The sequence below is a fragment of the Wolbachia endosymbiont (group A) of Bibio marci genome, from assembly GCF_947251645.1.
GTDB lineage: Bacteria > Pseudomonadota > Alphaproteobacteria > Rickettsiales > Anaplasmataceae > Wolbachia.
Genome location: NZ_OX366364.1, coordinates 1,300,507 through 1,318,117 on the forward strand (window position 1 = coordinate 1,300,507; position 17,611 = coordinate 1,318,117).

Here is a 17,611-nt window from a genome sequence, read left to right on the forward strand (position 1 = left end):
TTTTAAAAAAAGAGTGTATTATATTAATTAAGATATAATACGATGCTAGAATGCACATTACTAAGTGTAATAAAGAAAATGAGATACACCTTATATTCTTTCATGGAATAGGGGATAACTATAAAAGTGCTCACAATTATGTACAAGGTTTAAATGGATCAAATAATAGCCATGCACATAAATATCCAAGAGCATTTCAGAACTACATAACTTATGCTGCAGTTAGCTTTTTATTCCTCGTGGCATCTGTATCAGCGCCCATTGCAATATTACTACTTATAAGCCCCATAACAGCTGGAGTAGTTGGTTTAGCAAGCTTAGCTGCTCTAACTTGCATTTTTTTATCCGTGGTGCTTATTTTTATTCCCTTTATAAATAGAGATCAAAGTTTGCTTAAGCCCTCGATAGAAAAAATCAATGAATTAATGGACAAGGGTGTGAGGCCTGAAAATATTATACTTTTTGGCCATTCCTTTGGAGGAGCAGTTGCATCGGCAGTTTTGAAACACTTTGCAGACAAAAACGTTAAACTTGGAGGTGTTATTTTTACTAGCACTTTCAGCTCTTTTCATACAGCAATAGGGCATTTTCCGATCCCTCAAGCAAAAATTTTAAGTATGTTGCCCTCATCCATTTTTAAAAAATTGCTAAAGGCTTTAGATCTAGATTTTGATCTAGTGAACGATATACGAAAGTTGCGAGATGAGGGAAAATTGAATATGCCAATAATAGTTATTAATAGCGAAGGAGATGACTTAATACCGCAACCTGCACAATTGGCACATGCAATAGAAAATGATAAATTGATATGTGAAAAATTTATCAAAACTGTTAATTTGCAAAAATCTAGAGACAGTTCACATAACGAAGTTTTATTCAGTCAAGAATTGGGTGAAAATTTTACTGATCTAATACTTAATAAAATTGATAAAACAATGAATAGATAGTATTTACAATAAACTGTATATTTTTCAGTAAATTAGTTATGCTAAACCCATGCAAAAACGCCATATAACTATTTGTTTTATACTGCTTTTTATAATAGGGATGTTATTCCTGATGCGTCCTATGATTTTTCCATGTTTAATATCTATTGTTATTGCATATTTGTTTAATCCGCTAGTAGTCAAGTTTGAAAAGTATAGAATACCGCGTTTATGTTCTGTAATTTTTATAATACTTGTTTTATTAATAGCTTTTATACTAGTTATAACATATGTTTTACCTAGTATATATGTTCAAATTACCTCAATATTAAATTTCTTAGTGAGTAAAGTGCCTTCATTAAAGCTTAAAGTAATCCCCTCTGTATTAGAATTTCTTAATATAAAAATCGAGGATAGCTTATTTGATCACTTATCTAAAAATCTAGCAGAAAATTACAGCGACTATGTATCTTATTTCATGAATGCTCTTGATATTGCTAGTAACTTTATAATCCAAGTGTTAAGTTCAAGCTTTAACACGGTATCATTAATGGTGATTACTCCTGTAGTGTTTTTCTATATATTACGTGATTGGCCTTTAATTATAGAAAAAGCTAATAAATTAATTCCTATTCCTTATAGAGAAAAAGTTGCAAATTATTTTTCCAAAGTGGATTTCATCATATCTAATTATTTAAAGGGGCAGGTAAATGTATGTATTGTCATGATGGTCTTTTATTCTGTGAGCCTGAGCATAATCGGATTGGAACACTCTATTGTTATTGGAATTTTATCAGGAATGTTAACGTTCATACCTTACGTAGGGCCATTATTATATACCATTATTGGGTTTTTGAGCGCTATTACTCAATTTAGTGGATGGTTTGAAAGTGCTGCTGTTTTGCTATTATTTGGTGTTGGACAATTAATAGATTCAAACATATTAGTTCCTTTATTAATAGGAAAAAAAGTTCATATACATCCAACTGTAATTATTCTGGGAATTACTATATGCGCTTCATATTTTGGATTTACAGGTATATTACTTTTTATTCCAATAATAGCAATGTTCAATGTATCAGTAGAATATGCAATCAATAAATATTTTAAAAGTGAGCTTTATAAAAACGGCTAACAGACCTTTTGCATAATCAATTTATGGTAAGAGGAGAAATGAGCGCAGAATACCTGAGATATTTGAGGAGCGTAAGTAAATTTCTGCGCAAAAATTACTACCAGAAAGAGGCTACGTAAGAGGTTTAACGTGCAATTAAATTTATTTAACAACAATCAAGCTGATTATAGTCGGCAAAATTACATCATCTTAGATGAAAATAAGCACGTGTATAATTCGGTAGTTAATGATTTATCTTGGAAATGTCTGATTCTTTTTGGACCTAAAAGCTCCGGTAAAACTCATCTTGCTCATATTTGGCAGTCAATAAACGATGCAATTTTTATCAATGTGAATAACTTTGTAAGCGAGATTAGGTATAGCGATGCTTTTATTTTAGAAGACGTACAAAACATTAAAGATGAAGCAATGTTATTACATTGTTACAATTACATGAAAGAAAGTGACAAGAGGCTGCTAATCACTTCTTCAATTTCACCAAAAAAGCTTAACTTCAAACTAAGAGATTTAAGCTCTCGAATATTGTCAACTATCAGCGTAAAAATTTTGCCTGCAAGCGAGGAATTATTAAGAATTATGCTAATAAAACGATTTTCAGATAAACAGTTAAAAATTGATTTAAAAGTGATTAATTATATTTTAGCAAGAATAGAACGTTCTTTCTATAGCATTGATAAAATTATAGAGAAGATAGATAATGAATCTATAGGGTCAAATGTGACCGTTCCTTTTATTAGCACTTTATTAAAAAAAGATGCCATTTGATTTCTTCTTTTGTAAAGGTATATATTAAAAATTTATTAACACCCATAACACTAACGTAATTGAAATCTCTATCTGTCCATGTTAGAATTATAATAAATGTTATGTTATAATAAATATAGATAGATACAGCTAAGAAGTATTCTATATTTATAGTAGAGCTCACTTTATAAGGTGTTTTTTATAGATTTAACGTTATAATTTAACTATGATAAGAGTAAGATTAAATTTAAGAAAAAGGTTAAAGCAAAAGTTTGTGATGTTCACTCTATTGATAAATGCTTTATTTGTCTCATATTTTCTCATAAGAAACACAGGGAACACTTCTAATCAAATTATAGCCAAAGAAATAAATATAGGAGCTGATAATGAAAAATAAACAGTCGCAAAATAAAAAAGAAAATCTTTACATAACATATTACATAGATGCTTTGGCTTCAGAGAGGTCCGCTACACAAAATACTCTGGAAAGTTATCGTTCGGATTTACACCAGTTTGAAGAATTTTTATTAGAAAGCAGCACTACCTTGGTTGGTGTAAACAAAACCAATATTAAAGATTATGTGAAATCTCTATGTACACAAAAAAAATATAAAAGTAGCTCTATATCAAGAAAAATATCCGCTATGAAAAATTTCTACAAGTGTCTATTTAATGACGGAATAATAGATTTTAATCCAGCGCCGGCTAATGATGCTGAATTAAAGAATCCAAAAGTTTCTCGTCCTTTGCCTAAGTATTTAAGTGTCGAAGAAATATTTTTGCTAATGGACACAGTGAGAAAATCAGCAAGCGAATCGAATAAAGAGATAAGCAGTAAAAGGCTATGTGCGATTTTAGATATCCTTTACTCTTCTGGAATGCGTGTTTCTGAACTAATTAATATGAAGTTATATGAAGTGTCACATTTAATAAACAGTAATAACAAAGAATGCTATATAATAATAAAAGGAAAAAGTGGTAGAGAGAGGCAAATTCTTTTTAATGAACAAGCATTGCAGAGCCTTAGAAATTATTTATCAGTTCGTGACAATCTGATCCCTAACGGAAAGGAATCCGATTGGCTATTCCCAGGTGATAAACCTAATAAACCAATTACAAGGCAGAGGGTCGGTCAATTAATGAAGGAGTTAGCAAGAAAATGCAATATTGATGAAAATAAGATCTCTCCACACGTGATTAGGCATTCTTTTGCTACCCATCTACTGGATAGCGGAGCAAATATTGTGTTGATACAGAAAGTTCTTGGCCATACTAACCTTTCTACAACACAAATATATACTCATATTGCTAACGAAAAGTTAAAGGACAAATTAGCTGATTCGCATCCTATTACTCAGATGATCAATAATTAAACTTATTGCTTTTAATTTGTAGTAAAGTTAAATTTAAATAAATTTATGTGAGTTTGTGATTTCAAGTTTATTGTTTAACTTCTTCCTTATATTATGGGAAGTATTCTATACTTTAATTACTCTCCCTGTAATTTTCTTTCCTGAGTGTGTAATAACCATTTTCCTCGTCTGCTCGGTGAGAGTTGTATTGTTCATGCTGCGTTTATTATGTGGCATTAAATATGAAGTAAGGGGAATGGAAAACATTCCTAAGCAACCTTTTATAATTGCATCCAAACACCAATCTCCATTTGAAACATTTATTTTTATACTACTATTTAGAAAAGCGGTTTTTATTTTAAAACGTGAATTGAAATGGGTTCCATTCATTGGTTTGCACCTCATAGCGCTGAAAATGATTTTTATTAACCGTTCAGATGGTATCAGTTCTATACGCCATATAATCAAACTAGCAAAAATGCGTATAAAAGAAAATAGAAGCATAATAATATTTCCTGAAGGTACAAGAACGACTATAAACCAAAATATAAAATATCAACCAGGTATTGCTGCTTTATATAGCGTATTATCTGTTCCTGTGTTACCGGTTGCTTTAAACACTGGTTTGTTTTGGCCAAAAAGCATACTTTCTCTGAGAAAGAATCCCGGAAAGGCAGTAATAGAAATATTGCCCCCAATATATCCTGGGTTAAACAAAAATGAATTCTTGCAAAGTTTAGAAAAAATTATTGAAGAGAGAAGCGGTAGATTAACCACAGAAAAAACTGATATTGCAAATTAATAAAAAAATTTTATAATTAAAAGAAAAGTACAGTATTTTAGGTATTAATATATGGCAAATCATAAAAGTGCTAAAAAAATGATAAAGGTAATAGCAAAGCGCACTTTAATAAATAAGATGCGGAAAAGTAAAACTCGCACCTCTATTAGAAAATTGGTTGATATAATCAAGTCTGGCGACAAAGAAAATGTTGTTCTGGCATTTCGGAATGCTGAATCTAATTTACACAAGTGTGTAAATAAAGGTGTTATTCATAGGAATACTGCTGCGCGTAAAATAAGTCGCTTAAATGCAAAAGTAAAAGCATTGATGACCGCTTAATACGGTTAATGTAAAGTTAACTGTATTAATATATACTCTTCAGTTTGTATATTCTGTATAAAATTTAAGTAGCTTAAGTGATGGATAAAAAAGTGCTATTAGAACTAAGTAATGGATTAAAAATCGAGCTACCTGTATTAAGTGGAACAATAGGTCCTGACGTGTTAAATATCAAGGATTTATATAAGACGACAGGATTATTCACTTATGATCCGGGGTTTGTTTCTACAGCTTCATGCTCTTCCACAGTTACATTCATTGATGGAGATGAAGGAGTTCTTAAATATAGGGGACATGATATAGCTGATTTGGCAGAGAATAATAGTTTTACTGCTGTGATTTATTTATTGCTCTATGGTGAATTACCCAGTTCAGAGCAACACAAAAAATTTCTTCTCAAAATACAAAAATTATCCAAAGTATCAGAGCAAGTTACAAATGTAATCAAAGCATTTCCAAAAACTGCTCACCCTATGTCGATTTTAATTGCATGTTTTGCAAGTTTGTCAGCATCTTACCATGAAAAGCATGGCAACAATATCAATGGTGAAGATCTAGATTTTGGAATTTCTGCAATAGCACAAGTTCCTGCAATTGTTGCAATGATTTATAGGCATATCAACAATCAGGAATTCATAAATGCTAACAATGAATTAAGTTACAGTGAAAATTTCTTAAAGATGATATTTGGCGATGCTGTTGATAATGATAAAAGCGCCCTTTTTGCAAAAGCTCTGGATAAAATATTTACTCTCCATGCTGATCATGAACAGAATGCTTCTACGGCGGCTGTCAGATTGGTGGGATCGGCTGGTTCTAATCTGTTTGCAAGCCTCTCTGCAGGAGTTGCTACACTTTGGGGACCAGCACATGGTGGAGCTAATGAGGCAGTTATAAATATGCTAAAAGAGATAGAGCAAAGTGGAGATATAGATAAATTCATCGAAAAAGCTAAAGATGATAAAGATCCATTTAAATTGATGGGATTTGGACATCGTGTTTATAAAAATTATGATCCGCGCGCGCGCATATTGAAAGACGCTTGCCATCAGGTTCTAAGTAAACTAGAACAAAATAATGAATTGCTCAAAATTGCAAAAAAACTTGAAGAAATAGCTTTAAAGGATGAATATTTTATTGTGCGTAAGTTATATCCAAATGTTGATTTTTACTCAGGTATAATAATGAATGCTATCGATATTCCCTCAAATATGTTCACGCCTATTTTTGCACTTGCAAGAACCACTGGTTGGGTTACTCAGTGGTATGAAATGATAAATGATAAAGAAACTAAGATCTGTAGACCAAGGCAACTCTATTTTGGTAAATAAATTTATTTTCACTTCATTAGACTTCTTGCATAACCCAAACTAAGTAGAAAAAAGGTGTCATCTGAGTAGCTGACACTGGAGTAATGCCCTCCTTTGTCATCCCAGTGCCTTGACTACTTGGATCCAGATTGGGCACTAAGTTGGTAAGCATAAAAGTATTATGTTAAAACACAGCGTTCTTGATGAGATTACGGCAAGGCTGGATTCCAGCGTCACGCGCTGGAATGACAAGGCTATAAGTTGCAAGCGAAACGTCATACCGCCACGGTATCTTAGAACCTGTTTAAAATCTCCTCAATAGAAGAGAAATGAAGGAAAGAACAACCATTTGTAAACTTGTGTTGAGTTTACGCTCACAATTTTTCCATAATCGTCTACATTTTTCCAACCAAGCAAAAGACCGCTCGACAACCCATCTTTTTGGCAATACAGCAAAGGTATGTAATTCGCTTCGTTTTACTGCCTCAACAGTTGCACCAATAGTTGCTTTTATTTGTGTTGCAAAATTTTCTCCTGTATAGCCAGCATCAACGAGTATATTTTTGACTTCAGAGAGGTTTTCTTTAGCATTTTCCACCATTTTCACAGCACTGCTACGATCAGTTGCTTCTGCCGTTGTTATATGAATTGCATGTGTTGTGTATCAACTGCGATATGACCCTGAAATCTTTTCACCTGCATCATAGCCCTTTCTTTCAGCAGTATCTGCGTTTTTGACGCTTTGAGCATCAATTATGCAGAAACTGGTTTTCTCTTTCCGACCACTGTTTTGTCACAACCAATTTTTTTTAACCAACAAGCTTGGCTCCTTTCCTTTCTTATATGTTGAAATTAAGTCTTTATAAGTGTGACAAAGCAGTAATATAAAGATGTATAGAGAAGAGGAACCGTTTCCTTTCTTGGTCATAGGGACCGTTGGAAAGCAAGGTTCTCTTCTCTTAAATTTATACTGAAAGTTCCGAACAACTGATTGAGCTTTTAGGCTCGTATATAAGACTGGAAAATGCAGTATATGTTATTATTATGGAGGAATTATGAATTCATCAAATATTATTGCTGGCATTGATGTTAGCAAAAGTAAATTAGATATCCACATTCACCCACTTGAGCATTATAAAATATTTGAAAACAATGTACAATCCATTGATGAAATGCTGGACTTTTTACGTTTGCATAATGTAACCAAAGTTGGTCTTGAGGCAACTGGTGGATACGAAAAATTATGTGCCTATACTTTACTAAGCAATGGTTTTGAGGTGTACGTCATTCAACCTAGATGGGTTAGAGACTATGCTAAAAGCCTTGGTATTACTACAAAAACTGATAAAATAGACTGCAGTATCATTTCACGTTATATCAATAATACAGATATGCGTGTTACTCCTTTAACAGTTGATAATGGTAATATTGATTGCTTGAAACAAAAATTATCTCGTAGAAACCAACTTGTAGAAATAGCAAAAATACAAAAAACCCAAATCCAACAGGTAACTGATACATCTATAATCAAACAAATAGAGGAGCTTCTCGCGATTTTACGTAATCAAATTAAAACTTTAGAAGATGAAATGATTACATTTATCGATCAAAACCAAGAGCTTAAAAGAAAATATATATCAATAACTAGCATACCAGGTGTAAGTAAAATCACAGCCATTACTTTGATTTGCTATTTGCCCGAACTTGGAACCCTTCAAGAAAAGCAAATATCTAGCCTTGCAGGACTTGCACCTTTTAATCGAGACAGTGGTTTCAGTAAAGGAAAGAGATGTATTCAGGGCGGTAGATCACAAGTTAGAACGGTTTTACACATGTGTATTCTCAGTGCACAAAAAGTTAATTCTTATATCAACCCTTTCTTTACTAGATTATATAATCAATATAAAAAGCCATATAAAATTGCTTCCACTGCTGCCATGAGAAAACTGCTTATTCTTGCTAACTCTTTGGTCAGAGACGATAGAGTCTTTACTGAGGAATATAGTCCTCAGTCTGTTTCTATCTAAGCTAATTTATGGCAGAGCTTGTGGATAAGTACGCTATACAAACTATAAGTACTTATCCACAGCTACACTAGATTAAGAATATTTAAATTAAGAGTCATAATATATTGATTTTTTATAAATCTACTAAATTGAAAATTTTTCGATATTTTTCATTGACTTTTAACACAACTGCTTTTTACTCCACATTTGAAAATAGTAATATATGTTTTCCCACCTTGGAAACTCTTTTGGCAACATTCTCCACTGACAACCACTTTTTAGCACGTATAACACTCCACAAAATACTTTGTATATATCAATTAATCTTGGTCTCGTTTTCTTTTTCCTACCTTCTAAAATTGGTTTGATTTTTTCAAATTGCTCACGACTTATGTCGCTTGGATACCTTTGACTCATTTATATACCTCATTATTTACCTGTTCCTGCTTTAGCTCATCTCTTTGAGATTTTAAACAGGTTCTTAGAGCTTATCCGCAAACGAAAAAATATAGTATATGAGTTTTAAAAATGGGGTTAGAAATGAGAAGAAAGTATCCTACAGATCTTAGTGAAAGAGAGTGGTCGCTAATAGAGAAACACTTTAGAGTATCATACAAGAAAGGAGGAAGGCCGCTAAAACATAGCAAAAGAGAAGTATTATCGGCAATTTTTTATGTACTACGTACAGGATGTCAATGGCGCTATTTACCGCACGCCATGGAAGAAAGTATATGAACAATTTAGGAGGTGGAAAAAGCAAGGAATTTTCGAAAAAATGAACTACGATATCACTAAATATAGTAGGTCAAAAATGGGAAGAAACGAGGAGCCAAGTGCTTGCATAGTAATCTGTAAAAACGACAGAAAAAGGGGGGTCAAAGGTTATGATGGGAGTAAAAAAGTAAAAGGTAGAAAAAGGCACATAATCTCAGGGTTTTATATTAGGCTGTTATGTGGGTGCTGCTAGTGAAAATGACAGAGATGGTAGCATTGGATAATATGAGGAAAAAATATACTAACGTTAAGAAAATGTGGTCTGATATGGGGTATCAAGGAAGAAATTTAAAGGAGTACATAGAAAAAGAGTACGGAATAGACATTGAAATTGTTAAAAGGCCTCCATGTAGGTTTTGGGTACACAAAGACACACCACCTGAACTACCAATGGCGTCAACTTAAGAGCCTTCATTAGCAAACCCTCCTATGGATTTTCTGAAAAGTTTTTGAGTATATTGTATTTTTAATTTGTAAAATAAGATTTTTTCCTTTCTGCACGTCTCGTCTAAAAAGGACACATTTTAAACTTTTTTGTTGAAATAAAATAGAAACAAAAGTGCTGTTTCTTGCACTCTTTGGATAATTTAATGATAAAAAATTTAGAGAGAAATTTTACACACAATCACTGATATTTTCCCTTAAGTTGACGCCATTGCCTGAACTACTACCAATGAGGGAACAGGGGTTTAAAGTACAGTCAAGAAGATGGGTTGTAGAAAGGACTTTTGCTTGAGGAATAGAAGGCTATCAAAGGAATATTTACAACATCCACTGAAAATTTCATACACCTGGCTATGAGTAGGGTTATGTTAAGGAGGGAATATGCTTGAGTTTACCAGTTTCCGGACAAGCTCTGAGAAGGATTCTATCCATAAGCAATAAAACGCCAATAACAGCACATCCAAATAGCGGGATCATAGAGCCAATCATTCCCCCTGCAATCAAGGGCGATAAATTAGAACAATACTTAAAAGCTATGGTATTAGCTATAAGCCCTGCGGACCCTATGGTTATTAATGCATACGATGCAAACTTTTTTTGATCAGGCATAATAATCCTCTTCATTGATGTAATCCTTCATTATTACATAATGTTGCAACCAATGTCAATTATATAACTGAGGGTTTTTAATTGACTTTCAACGTACTTCAGTCTATACAATTCTAATATCTTAAACTATCGGATATGCCCGATCTAAAGACAATGATGTTAAATTTTGGCCCTCAGCATCCGGCTGCACATGGAGTGTTGCGTCTTGTTTTGGAGATGGATGGTGAAGTAATCGAGAGGGCAGATCCCCATATTGGGCTTTTGCACCGCGGTACTGAAAAATTAATAGAACATAAAACGTACCTTCAAGCTTTGCCTTATTTTGATCGCCTTGATTATGTATCACCAATGTCACAAGAGCATGCATATTCACTGTGTGTGGAGAAATTGTTGCAATGCGAAATTCCAATTAGGGCAAAGTATTTACGTGTCTTGTTTTGTGAACTGACGAGAATACTAAATCATTTACTGAACGTTTCTTCTCAAGCGCTTGATGTTGGAGCAATGACCCCTCTTTTATGGCTCTTTGAAGAAAGAGAAAAAATACTGGAATTTTACGAAAGAGCTTCAGGTGCAAGGTTTCACGCAGCTTACATCAGGCCAGGTGGAATTGCAGCAGATGTTCCAGAAGGTTTGATTGAGGATATTGCAAAGTTTATAGAGCAATTTCCAAAGTATATAGACGATGTTGATGAACTTTTAACAGAAAATAGAATATGGAAGCAACGCACTGTAGGAATTAGTGAAATATCAGTAGCGCAAGCACTTGATTGGGGCTTTAGTGGCCCAATGTTGCGCGCTGCTGGGCTTGCTTGGGATTTGCGAAAAAGCCAGCCATATGAGATATATGATCAACTAGATTTTGATATACCGATCGGCCAAAATGGCGACTGTTATGACCGTTATCTAGTTAGAATGGCAGAGATCAGGCAGTCTGTTAGCTTAGTGAAGCAGTGTATAGAGAAAATGCCTGAAGGGCCAGTAAAAACTGAAGATAGAAAAATTTCTCCACCGCCAAGAGCGGAGATGAAAAAATCTATGGAAGCTCTCATCCACCATTTTAAACTTTATTCGGAAGGGTATCATGTACCAAAAGGTGAGGCTTACACAGCTGTTGAGGCACCAAAAGGCGAGTTTGGAGTGTATATAGTTTCAGATGGTACCAATAGACCTTACAGATGCCGAATAAGAGCACCTGGCTTTGCACATTTACAAGCCTTAGATTTTATGGCAAAAGGACACATGCTTGCCGACGTTGCAGCAATTATTGGCTCACTCGATATAGTTTTTGGTGAGATTGATAGGTAATTATTGTAAAATAGCAACTCAACTAATGGTCAATACATCTTCTATTAAAAATTGTACAAATTCATTGCCATTCCAGTAATTCATAGAGATTTTACCCAAAATAGCTTTAACATTACCCTGCATGATAGCAGAGCCAAGATGAGTATTTGCAGAACGAAATGCAATAGCTCTTACCATAATATTATCATCAGCAATAAAACATTTTATATGGTCAACTCCTATAACTTCAGGCTTTCTTATCTTTGCTCCTTGGATAATAAACCTTGGTTCAGGATTCCCAACTCCAAATGGTCCCAAGCGTTGCAATTGATTCCATAAAGATAAATTTATTGCTTTAGCAGTTACTATACTATCAGCTTTTAAAGTTTTCTCATTTATAGAGTTTGAAAATCTTTCAGTAAAAAAATCATGCAAATCATTTATTTTGTCTTCTTTAATTGAAAATCCTGCCGCCATACTATGGCCACCACCTTCAATAATCAAATTTATAAACTTTGCGGAAAGGACTGCAGCACCGATATCAACTCCCAAAATTGATCTACAGCTTGCTTTTCCTATTCCATTGTTTAAAGACATCACTATCGTTGGTAAGTGAAACTGCTCCTTTAGCCTTGATGCAATTATACCGATTATCCCCTGGTGCCAATTGCCACTTACCATTATAAAATTTACACCTAATTGGGCAAATTTTTCCGCTTGTGCTGTGGCTTCTAAGAGAGCCTCATTTTCTAACACTTTCCTTGCATTATTCAAATCTATTAATTTTAGCACGATTGAATGTGCCTCTTCTTCATCATCCGTAGAAAGTAGCCGTGCACCAAGCGATGCTTCTCCGATTCTTCCTCCAGCATTTATGCATGGCCCAATACTAAACCCTAACCGCGAAACACTTGGTTTTTCAAGAATTCCCAAAGCATCAAATAAAACACGCAAGCCAACGTTTTTTCTTGCTGACATCACTTTTAATCCTTGTGAGACAAATGCTCTATTTAGGCCGGTAATCTGCATAACATCACAGACAGTTCCCAGGGCAACCAAATCCAGCAGATCAAATAAATCTGGTTCTTTTTTGTTGGTAAAAAATCCTTGCTCACGTAGGCTTTTATTAAGAGCAACAATTAGCAGAAATGACACTCCAACTGCTGCTAAGTTATTATAAGGAGAGCTCTCATCAAGGCGGTTTGGGTTAACAACTGCTACGGCGCTTGGTAATTTTTCCGTACCAAGATGATGATCGACAACTATAATATCAAGACCAAAGACCTTTGCATCTTCTATTGGTTGATATGCAAGCGTACCACAATCAACGGAAATACATAAATCGATCCCGTTTTTTTTAAGTTGTAATAAAGCATCTGTGTTTAATCCATAGCCCTCATCAACACGATCTGGAATGTAGATTATAGAGTGTATACCGATTGCTCTTAGGTACCTGTTGATCAATGCTGACGACGTTGCACCATCAACATCATAGTCACCAAATATTGCAATGTTTTCATTATTTTTTATTGCCCGTATTATACGAGAAACAGCTTTATCCATATCAAGAAGGTGAAAGGGATCTGGTAATAGCAATCTGATTAGTGGATATAAGAAGTCGCTTGCATTTTCTATGTTAACACCACGAGTAACCAATATTCTTGCTAGTACTTCTGGCAACTCAAATCTCTGTATAAGAGTTAAGATTTCCCTTTGATCTGCTTCTTGTAACTTCCACAATGCATTTGTTATGCTGCGCTTTTCAATTTCAAGTAGCATATTCTTTGTAAATAAAACTACTTTACCAGAATTTTTAAGCTTGTTCTATAATTGTATTAGACTTCTGCATAACCTAAACTAAGCAGAAAAAAGGTGTCATCAAAGTAGCTTGACACTGGTTCCTTTATGACGGTGTCATGAAAGTAGCTGACACTGGAATGGCTTTGTTGCATCGCTACTTATGAAAGGCTAACTATAGTTAGGATTATAAGCAACCTATTGAAAATCTTGTTTTTTTGCAATCAATCTGATCAAATTTAAGAATAGTAATTTATTATTTACATTAATAAATTTAATTCTATTGAAAATAGCTAAAGCATTGAAATTCTTGAATTTTAGCCGGATTAGTGAGTGGTAGTGAAATTTCTTTTACTTAAATTTAGGTATTCACTGACCGTTCTTGTTATAAATACCAGAATAATAAGCTACTGATATTCTCCATCTTTTTTATCTTTAATCCATCATAGCTAGCGATGCAACAAAGCCATTCCAGCGTCAAGCTACTTGCATGACACCATCACAGAGTGAACCAGCGTCATACACACATCCCTTTGGTGACAACGTTTGTTGATGCAAGATTATATCTTGAAAAAATTAAGTTTTAATGCTATAAAATAATTGTAAATTTTGTCTCTGTGGTAGCTTTATGAATGTTGAAAGTAAAAAAATACATGATGCTAAAATAAAATTACCAATATTTCTTGATTATCAATCTACTACTAAAGTAGATCCCCGTGTTTTAGAGGTGATGATACCTTACTTTGGTGAGTTCAGTAATGCACACTCTCGCAGCCATTCATTTGGTTGGACTGCTGAAGAAGCAGTGGAAAAAGCAAGGAAACATATCGCTGATCTGGTGAATGCAGATAGCAAAGAAATTATCTTTACCTCAGGTGCAACTGAGTCAAATAATACGGCAATCAAGGGCGTTGCTCACTTTTATAAAAATAAAGGAAATCATATAATAACTGTCTGCACGGAGCATAAGTGTGTTCTGGATTCTTGTCGGCATCTGGAAAATGAAGGCTTTAAAGTTACATATTTGCCTGTTAAGCAAAACGGAATTATAGATTTATCAAAGCTTGAGGAAGCAATTACTGATAAAACAATCCTGGTTTCAGTGATGATGGTAAATAATGAAATCGGAGTAATTCAGCCTGTCAAAGAAGTTGGTGCAGTATGTAGAAAGCATAATATATTTTTCCACACAGATGCAGCTCAAAGCTTTGGAAAAGTTCCAATTGATGTTAATGAGATGTGCATTGATCTTATGAGTCTCTCTAGCCACAAAATTTATGGACCTATGGGAATAGGTGCATTATATGTCCGTAGAAAGAATCCTCGTGTTAGGCTGATACCACTAATTAGTGGTGGTGGACAAGAAAGAGGTATGCGTTCTGGAACAGTTCCAACACCTCTTGCAGTTGGTTTTGGTGAAGCGGCACGTATTGCTAGAGAAGAAATGAAAAAAGAAACAACTAGAGTGGAAGAATTAAGGGATATTTTGTATAACAAGATAAAAGAAGCGTTTCCTGATATCGTTTTAAATGGTGATTATGAAAATAGAATTCCTGGCAACCTAAACTTGAGCTTTTCCTATGTTGAGGGTGAGTCTCTCATCATGGCAATCAAGGATTTAGCAGTAAGTTCTGGTTCTGCGTGCACGTCTGCGTCTCTTGAGCCTTCCTATGTCGTACGGTCGCTAAATAATGGCCATGACCTTGAGCATTCATCAATTAGATTTGGCCTAGGCCGATTTACAACTAAAGAAGAAGTTTTGTACGCAGCAGATCTTGTTGCTAAAAATGTTGGCCGACTGAGAGAAATGAGCCCACTTTGGGAGATGGTACAAGAAGGAGTAGATTTGAACACCGTGAAATGGGACTCTCATTAAATGTATCCATTCAGCCAGTCCAACTGCAAATGCACTTTGAAATTACTCTGTAACCATTCACAGATTTTCACTTAATTCTGCAATTCTTTGATCTCACTCATGGAGAGGCCAGTAAACTTAACAATAGTGTTGACATCAACATTATTAGCCAGCATTGCTTTTGCGACTTCAATTTTTCCTTCCTCTTTACCGATTTTGATGCCTCTTTCTTCGCCAATTTGTATACCTTTCTCTTCAGCAAGGTCAAGTCTGTATTCAAGGATGGCTTCTTCCTTACGTAGATCCATTATTCTTTCTTCATACGCTATTAGATCTTTTTCATTCCAGCTAAACCTGTCTAAGTCATCGTAGGCTAACTTTATTATTGGTGCTTTTTCTGCTATTTTCCTTAAGTCTTCTTCCGTAGTTTCATCTGCATATTTGAAGAAAAACAACCAACGATCCACTATACTTTCTAGCTGTTCTTCCTTATTCTTTGGAAATTTTGGCAACTCAATAAATATAAAATAGAAATCTTTTAGATCATGCTCATTAGTGTCTTCATCTCGAATAGTATGCTTTGATTTGTACTCAGATTTATTAGGAAACAGTACACAATCTGCTATAGCAATAAAGATAATTTCCTTAAGGTTATGATACTGGTCACCTTTATCAGCTTGCCTTAAGTAAGCTTTAGCAGCATAGTATTGAGCACGTTTTTCAAAGCCTTTATCGCGAGCGAGCTGGTTAGGTAAGGAAGTAGTATTACTACTACTTCCTCCCTTAGAAACGCAGCATGCGGGTTTCCCCACACTACGCTTGAGCCCCTTATCTAAGTTCTTCTTCTCTCGAACCGGCTTGTCTTTCATGATTCCTCGGAAAACAGCATCTTTAGTGGTGACACTAACAGTAGAGAACCTTCTCTTGAGAAAGAGCTTGCTAACATTTTTGTTCGTTTCACTCTTTCATCAAAATACTTTTTCCATTTAAAGTCAAGTGGATTTGCATCCGCTCTGATTTTTACATGTTGTCTGATAGGTATATCAATCAGCCTAAGCAATCTTAAATACCTTATCTCTTTCGGTTTGTTCTTGCATATTGGTGCAGCAAAGACCCATTGGCGTTGATTCATTACCTTAAAGTAACGATTCTTTATCCAACGTAATCCTTTACGGGGATGTCTTTTCTTTGCCCATTTCCATAGAGCACACATAATTTCATGGTCTATTTTGTTGAAAGCTCTTTTCGCACACACATGGTGATAGTAATTTTCCCATCCTCTCAGAGCTTGTCCGGAAACTGGTAAACTCAAGCATATTCCCTCCTTAACATAACCCTACTCATAGCCAGGTATATGAAATTTTCAGTGGATGTTGTAAATATTCCTTTGATAGCCTTCTATTCCTCAAGCAAAAGTCCTTTCTACAACCCATCTTCTTGACTGTACTTTAAACCCCTGTTCCCTCATTGGTAGTAGTTCAGGTGGTGTGTCTTTGTGTACCCAAAACCTACATGGAGGCCTTTTAACAATTTCAATGTCTATTCCGTACTCTTTTTCTATGTACTCCTTTAAATTTCTTCCTTGATACCCCATATCAGACCACATTTTCTTAACGTTAGTATATTTTTTCCTCATATTATCCAATGCTACCATCTCTGTCATTTTCACTAGCAGCACCCACATAACAGCCTAATATAAAACCCTGAGATTATGTGCCTTTTTCTACCTTTTACTTTTTTACTCCCATCATAACCTTTGACCCCCCTTTTTCTGTCGTTTTTACAGATTACTATGCAAGCACTTGGCTCCTCGTTTCTTCCCATTTTTGACCTACTATATTTAGTGATATCGTAGTTCATTTTTTCGAAAATTCCTTGCTTTTTCCACCTCCTAAATTGTTCATATACTTTCTTCCATGGCGTGCGGTAAATAGCGCCATTGACATCCTGTACGTAGTACATAAAAAATTGCCGATAATACTTCTCTTTTGCTATGTTTTAGCGGCCTTCCTCCTTTCTTGTATGATACTCTAAAGTGTTTCTCTATTAGCGACCACTCTCTTTCACTAAGATCTGTAGGATACTTTCTTCTCATTTCTAACCCCATTTTTAAAACTCATATACTATACTTTTTTTCGTTTGCGGATAAGCTCTTAGCCGCTAACAAGTAGCGGGATGACGATTGTCAGGCTAGCTGTCATCCCAGTGCCCAGACACTGGGATGGCTTTGTTGCATCGCACCTTATACT

16 protein-coding genes and 4 pseudogenes are annotated in these 17,611 nt (G+C 34.7%); 12 read left to right on the forward strand and 8 right to left on the reverse strand.

From position 1 onward, the window contains the following. The first annotated feature begins 50 nt into the window (after positions 1-50). From OPR48_RS06965 to OPR48_RS06995, 7 genes are all read left to right on the forward strand, one after another. On the forward strand, positions 51-947 hold the full coding sequence (locus tag OPR48_RS06965) for a PGAP1-like alpha/beta domain-containing protein (protein ID WP_265026003.1): 897 nt from the start codon (positions 51-53) through the stop codon (positions 945-947). A gap of 49 nt (positions 948-996) precedes the next feature. Continuing rightward, positions 997-2,061, forward strand: a complete 1,065-nt coding sequence (locus OPR48_RS06970; RefSeq protein ID WP_265026004.1) for an AI-2E family transporter — start codon at positions 997-999, stop codon at positions 2,059-2,061. Between the two features lie 129 nt (positions 2,062-2,190). Beyond that, positions 2,191-2,826, forward strand: coding sequence for a DnaA ATPase domain-containing protein (locus OPR48_RS06975; protein ID WP_265026005.1), 636 nt, complete (start codon positions 2,191-2,193; stop codon positions 2,824-2,826). 365 nt (positions 2,827-3,191) lie between these two features. After that, positions 3,192-4,178 (forward strand): tyrosine recombinase, encoded by a 987-nt coding sequence (locus OPR48_RS06980; RefSeq protein WP_265026006.1) that lies wholly within the window; start codon positions 3,192-3,194, stop codon positions 4,176-4,178. A 55-nt stretch (positions 4,179-4,233) separates the two neighbouring features. Further along, positions 4,234-4,959 carry a lysophospholipid acyltransferase family protein gene (locus OPR48_RS06985; protein ID WP_265026007.1) on the forward strand — a complete coding sequence of 242 codons (726 nt, stop codon included), beginning with the start codon at positions 4,234-4,236 and terminating at the stop codon, positions 4,957-4,959. A 51-nt stretch (positions 4,960-5,010) separates the two neighbouring features. Next, positions 5,011-5,280, forward strand: a complete 270-nt coding sequence (gene rpsT / locus OPR48_RS06990; RefSeq protein ID WP_012673338.1) for a 30S ribosomal protein S20 — start codon at positions 5,011-5,013, stop codon at positions 5,278-5,280. Positions 5,281-5,360: 80 nt separating this feature from the next. Continuing rightward, positions 5,361-6,611, forward strand: a complete 1,251-nt coding sequence (locus tag OPR48_RS06995) for a citrate synthase (protein ID WP_265026008.1) — start codon at positions 5,361-5,363, stop codon at positions 6,609-6,611. A 16-nt stretch (positions 6,612-6,627) separates the two neighbouring features. Here the strand turns inward: OPR48_RS06995 and OPR48_RS07000 are convergent, their stop codons facing one another. From OPR48_RS07000 to OPR48_RS07010, 3 genes and pseudogenes are all read right to left on the reverse strand, one after another. Beyond that, a complete protein-coding gene (locus OPR48_RS07000) occupies positions 6,628-6,762 on the reverse strand; it encodes a hypothetical protein (RefSeq protein WP_265026009.1) in 135 nt (44 codons plus the stop codon). Positions 6,763-6,894: 132 nt separating this feature from the next. Beyond that, positions 6,895-7,380 (reverse strand): annotated as a pseudogene (locus OPR48_RS07005) (IS5 family transposase); the annotation flags it as partial. Between the two features lie 3 nt (positions 7,381-7,383). After that, positions 7,384-7,518: a hypothetical protein gene (locus tag OPR48_RS07010; RefSeq protein ID WP_265026010.1), complete on the reverse strand. Its 135-nt coding sequence runs from the start codon at positions 7,516-7,518 to the stop codon at positions 7,384-7,386. Positions 7,519-7,645: 127 nt separating this feature from the next. Here OPR48_RS07010 and OPR48_RS07015 point away from each other — a divergent pair, with 127 nt between their 5' ends. After that, positions 7,646-8,617, forward strand: a complete 972-nt coding sequence (locus OPR48_RS07015; RefSeq protein WP_265025994.1) for an IS110 family RNA-guided transposase — start codon at positions 7,646-7,648, stop codon at positions 8,615-8,617. Positions 8,618-8,791: 174 nt separating this feature from the next. Here the strand turns inward: OPR48_RS07015 and OPR48_RS07020 are convergent. Further along, positions 8,792-9,013: pseudogene (locus OPR48_RS07020) on the reverse strand (transposase); the annotation flags it as partial. Positions 9,014-9,136: 123 nt separating this feature from the next. On the opposite strand from OPR48_RS07020, the pseudogene OPR48_RS07025 reads away from it, so the two are divergent. The 3 genes and pseudogenes from OPR48_RS07025 to OPR48_RS07040 form a co-directional block, all read left to right on the forward strand. Continuing rightward, positions 9,137-9,757, forward strand: a pseudogene (locus OPR48_RS07025) (IS5 family transposase); the annotation flags it as partial. Between the two features lie 442 nt (positions 9,758-10,199). Continuing rightward, positions 10,200-10,415 (forward strand): hypothetical protein, encoded by a 216-nt coding sequence (locus OPR48_RS07035; RefSeq protein WP_265026011.1) that lies wholly within the window; start codon positions 10,200-10,202, stop codon positions 10,413-10,415. Between the two features lie 143 nt (positions 10,416-10,558). Then, positions 10,559-11,731, forward strand: a complete 1,173-nt coding sequence (locus OPR48_RS07040) for an NADH-quinone oxidoreductase subunit D (protein ID WP_265026012.1) — start codon at positions 10,559-10,561, stop codon at positions 11,729-11,731. A gap of 18 nt (positions 11,732-11,749) precedes the next feature. On the opposite strand, the gene recJ is transcribed toward OPR48_RS07040, so the two are convergent. Continuing rightward, entirely contained in the window at positions 11,750-13,489 is a 1,740-nt protein-coding gene (recJ, locus tag OPR48_RS07045; RefSeq protein WP_265026013.1) for a single-stranded-DNA-specific exonuclease RecJ, read from the reverse strand. A 646-nt stretch (positions 13,490-14,135) separates the two neighbouring features. Between recJ and OPR48_RS07050 the strand changes: the two genes are divergently transcribed. Next, a complete protein-coding gene (locus OPR48_RS07050) occupies positions 14,136-15,383 on the forward strand; it encodes an IscS subfamily cysteine desulfurase (RefSeq protein WP_265026014.1) in 1,248 nt (415 codons plus the stop codon). A gap of 71 nt (positions 15,384-15,454) precedes the next feature. On the opposite strand, the gene OPR48_RS07055 is transcribed toward OPR48_RS07050, so the two are convergent. The 3 genes and pseudogenes from OPR48_RS07055 to OPR48_RS07065 all read right to left on the reverse strand — a co-directional run bounded on the left by OPR48_RS07055 (position 15,455) and on the right by OPR48_RS07065 (position 17,457). Then, positions 15,455-16,231, reverse strand: a complete 777-nt coding sequence (locus OPR48_RS07055) for an Rpn family recombination-promoting nuclease/putative transposase (RefSeq protein WP_265026015.1) — start codon at positions 16,229-16,231, stop codon at positions 15,455-15,457. After that, positions 16,228-16,674, reverse strand: a complete 447-nt coding sequence (locus tag OPR48_RS07060) for a group II intron maturase-specific domain-containing protein (RefSeq protein WP_265026016.1) — start codon at positions 16,672-16,674, stop codon at positions 16,228-16,230. The genes OPR48_RS07055 and OPR48_RS07060 overlap by 4 nt, the downstream gene beginning before the upstream one ends. Further along, positions 16,671-17,457, reverse strand: a pseudogene (locus tag OPR48_RS07065) (IS5 family transposase). The gene OPR48_RS07060 and the pseudogene OPR48_RS07065 overlap by 4 nt, the downstream one beginning before the upstream one ends. Positions 17,458-17,611 lie beyond the last annotated feature (154 nt).

Excerpts from the sequence above, each read along its gene's own strand:
- OPR48_RS06965 (WP_265026003.1), top strand. The coding sequence starts at position 51 with ATGCACATTACTAAGTGTAATAAAGAAAATGAGATACACCTTATATTC.
- OPR48_RS06970 (WP_265026004.1), top strand. The coding sequence starts at position 997 with ATGCAAAAACGCCATATAACTATTTGTTTTATACTGCTTTTTATAATA.
- OPR48_RS06980 (WP_265026006.1), top strand. The coding sequence starts at position 3,192 with ATGAAAAATAAACAGTCGCAAAATAAAAAAGAAAATCTTTACATAACA.
- rpsT (WP_012673338.1), top strand. The coding sequence starts at position 5,011 with ATGGCAAATCATAAAAGTGCTAAAAAAATGATAAAGGTAATAGCAAAG.
- OPR48_RS06995 (WP_265026008.1), top strand. The coding sequence starts at position 5,361 with ATGGATAAAAAAGTGCTATTAGAACTAAGTAATGGATTAAAAATCGAG.
- OPR48_RS07000 (WP_265026009.1), bottom strand. The coding sequence starts at position 6,762 with ATGCTTACCAACTTAGTGCCCAATCTGGATCCAAGTAGTCAAGGCACT.
- OPR48_RS07010 (WP_265026010.1), bottom strand. The coding sequence starts at position 7,518 with ATGACCAAGAAAGGAAACGGTTCCTCTTCTCTATACATCTTTATATTA.
- OPR48_RS07015 (WP_265025994.1), top strand. The coding sequence starts at position 7,646 with ATGAATTCATCAAATATTATTGCTGGCATTGATGTTAGCAAAAGTAAA.
- OPR48_RS07040 (WP_265026012.1), top strand. The coding sequence starts at position 10,559 with ATGCCCGATCTAAAGACAATGATGTTAAATTTTGGCCCTCAGCATCCG.
- recJ (WP_265026013.1), bottom strand. The coding sequence starts at position 13,489 with ATGCTACTTGAAATTGAAAAGCGCAGCATAACAAATGCATTGTGGAAG.
- OPR48_RS07050 (WP_265026014.1), top strand. The coding sequence starts at position 14,136 with ATGAATGTTGAAAGTAAAAAAATACATGATGCTAAAATAAAATTACCA.
- OPR48_RS07055 (WP_265026015.1), bottom strand. The coding sequence starts at position 16,231 with ATGAAAGACAAGCCGGTTCGAGAGAAGAAGAACTTAGATAAGGGGCTC.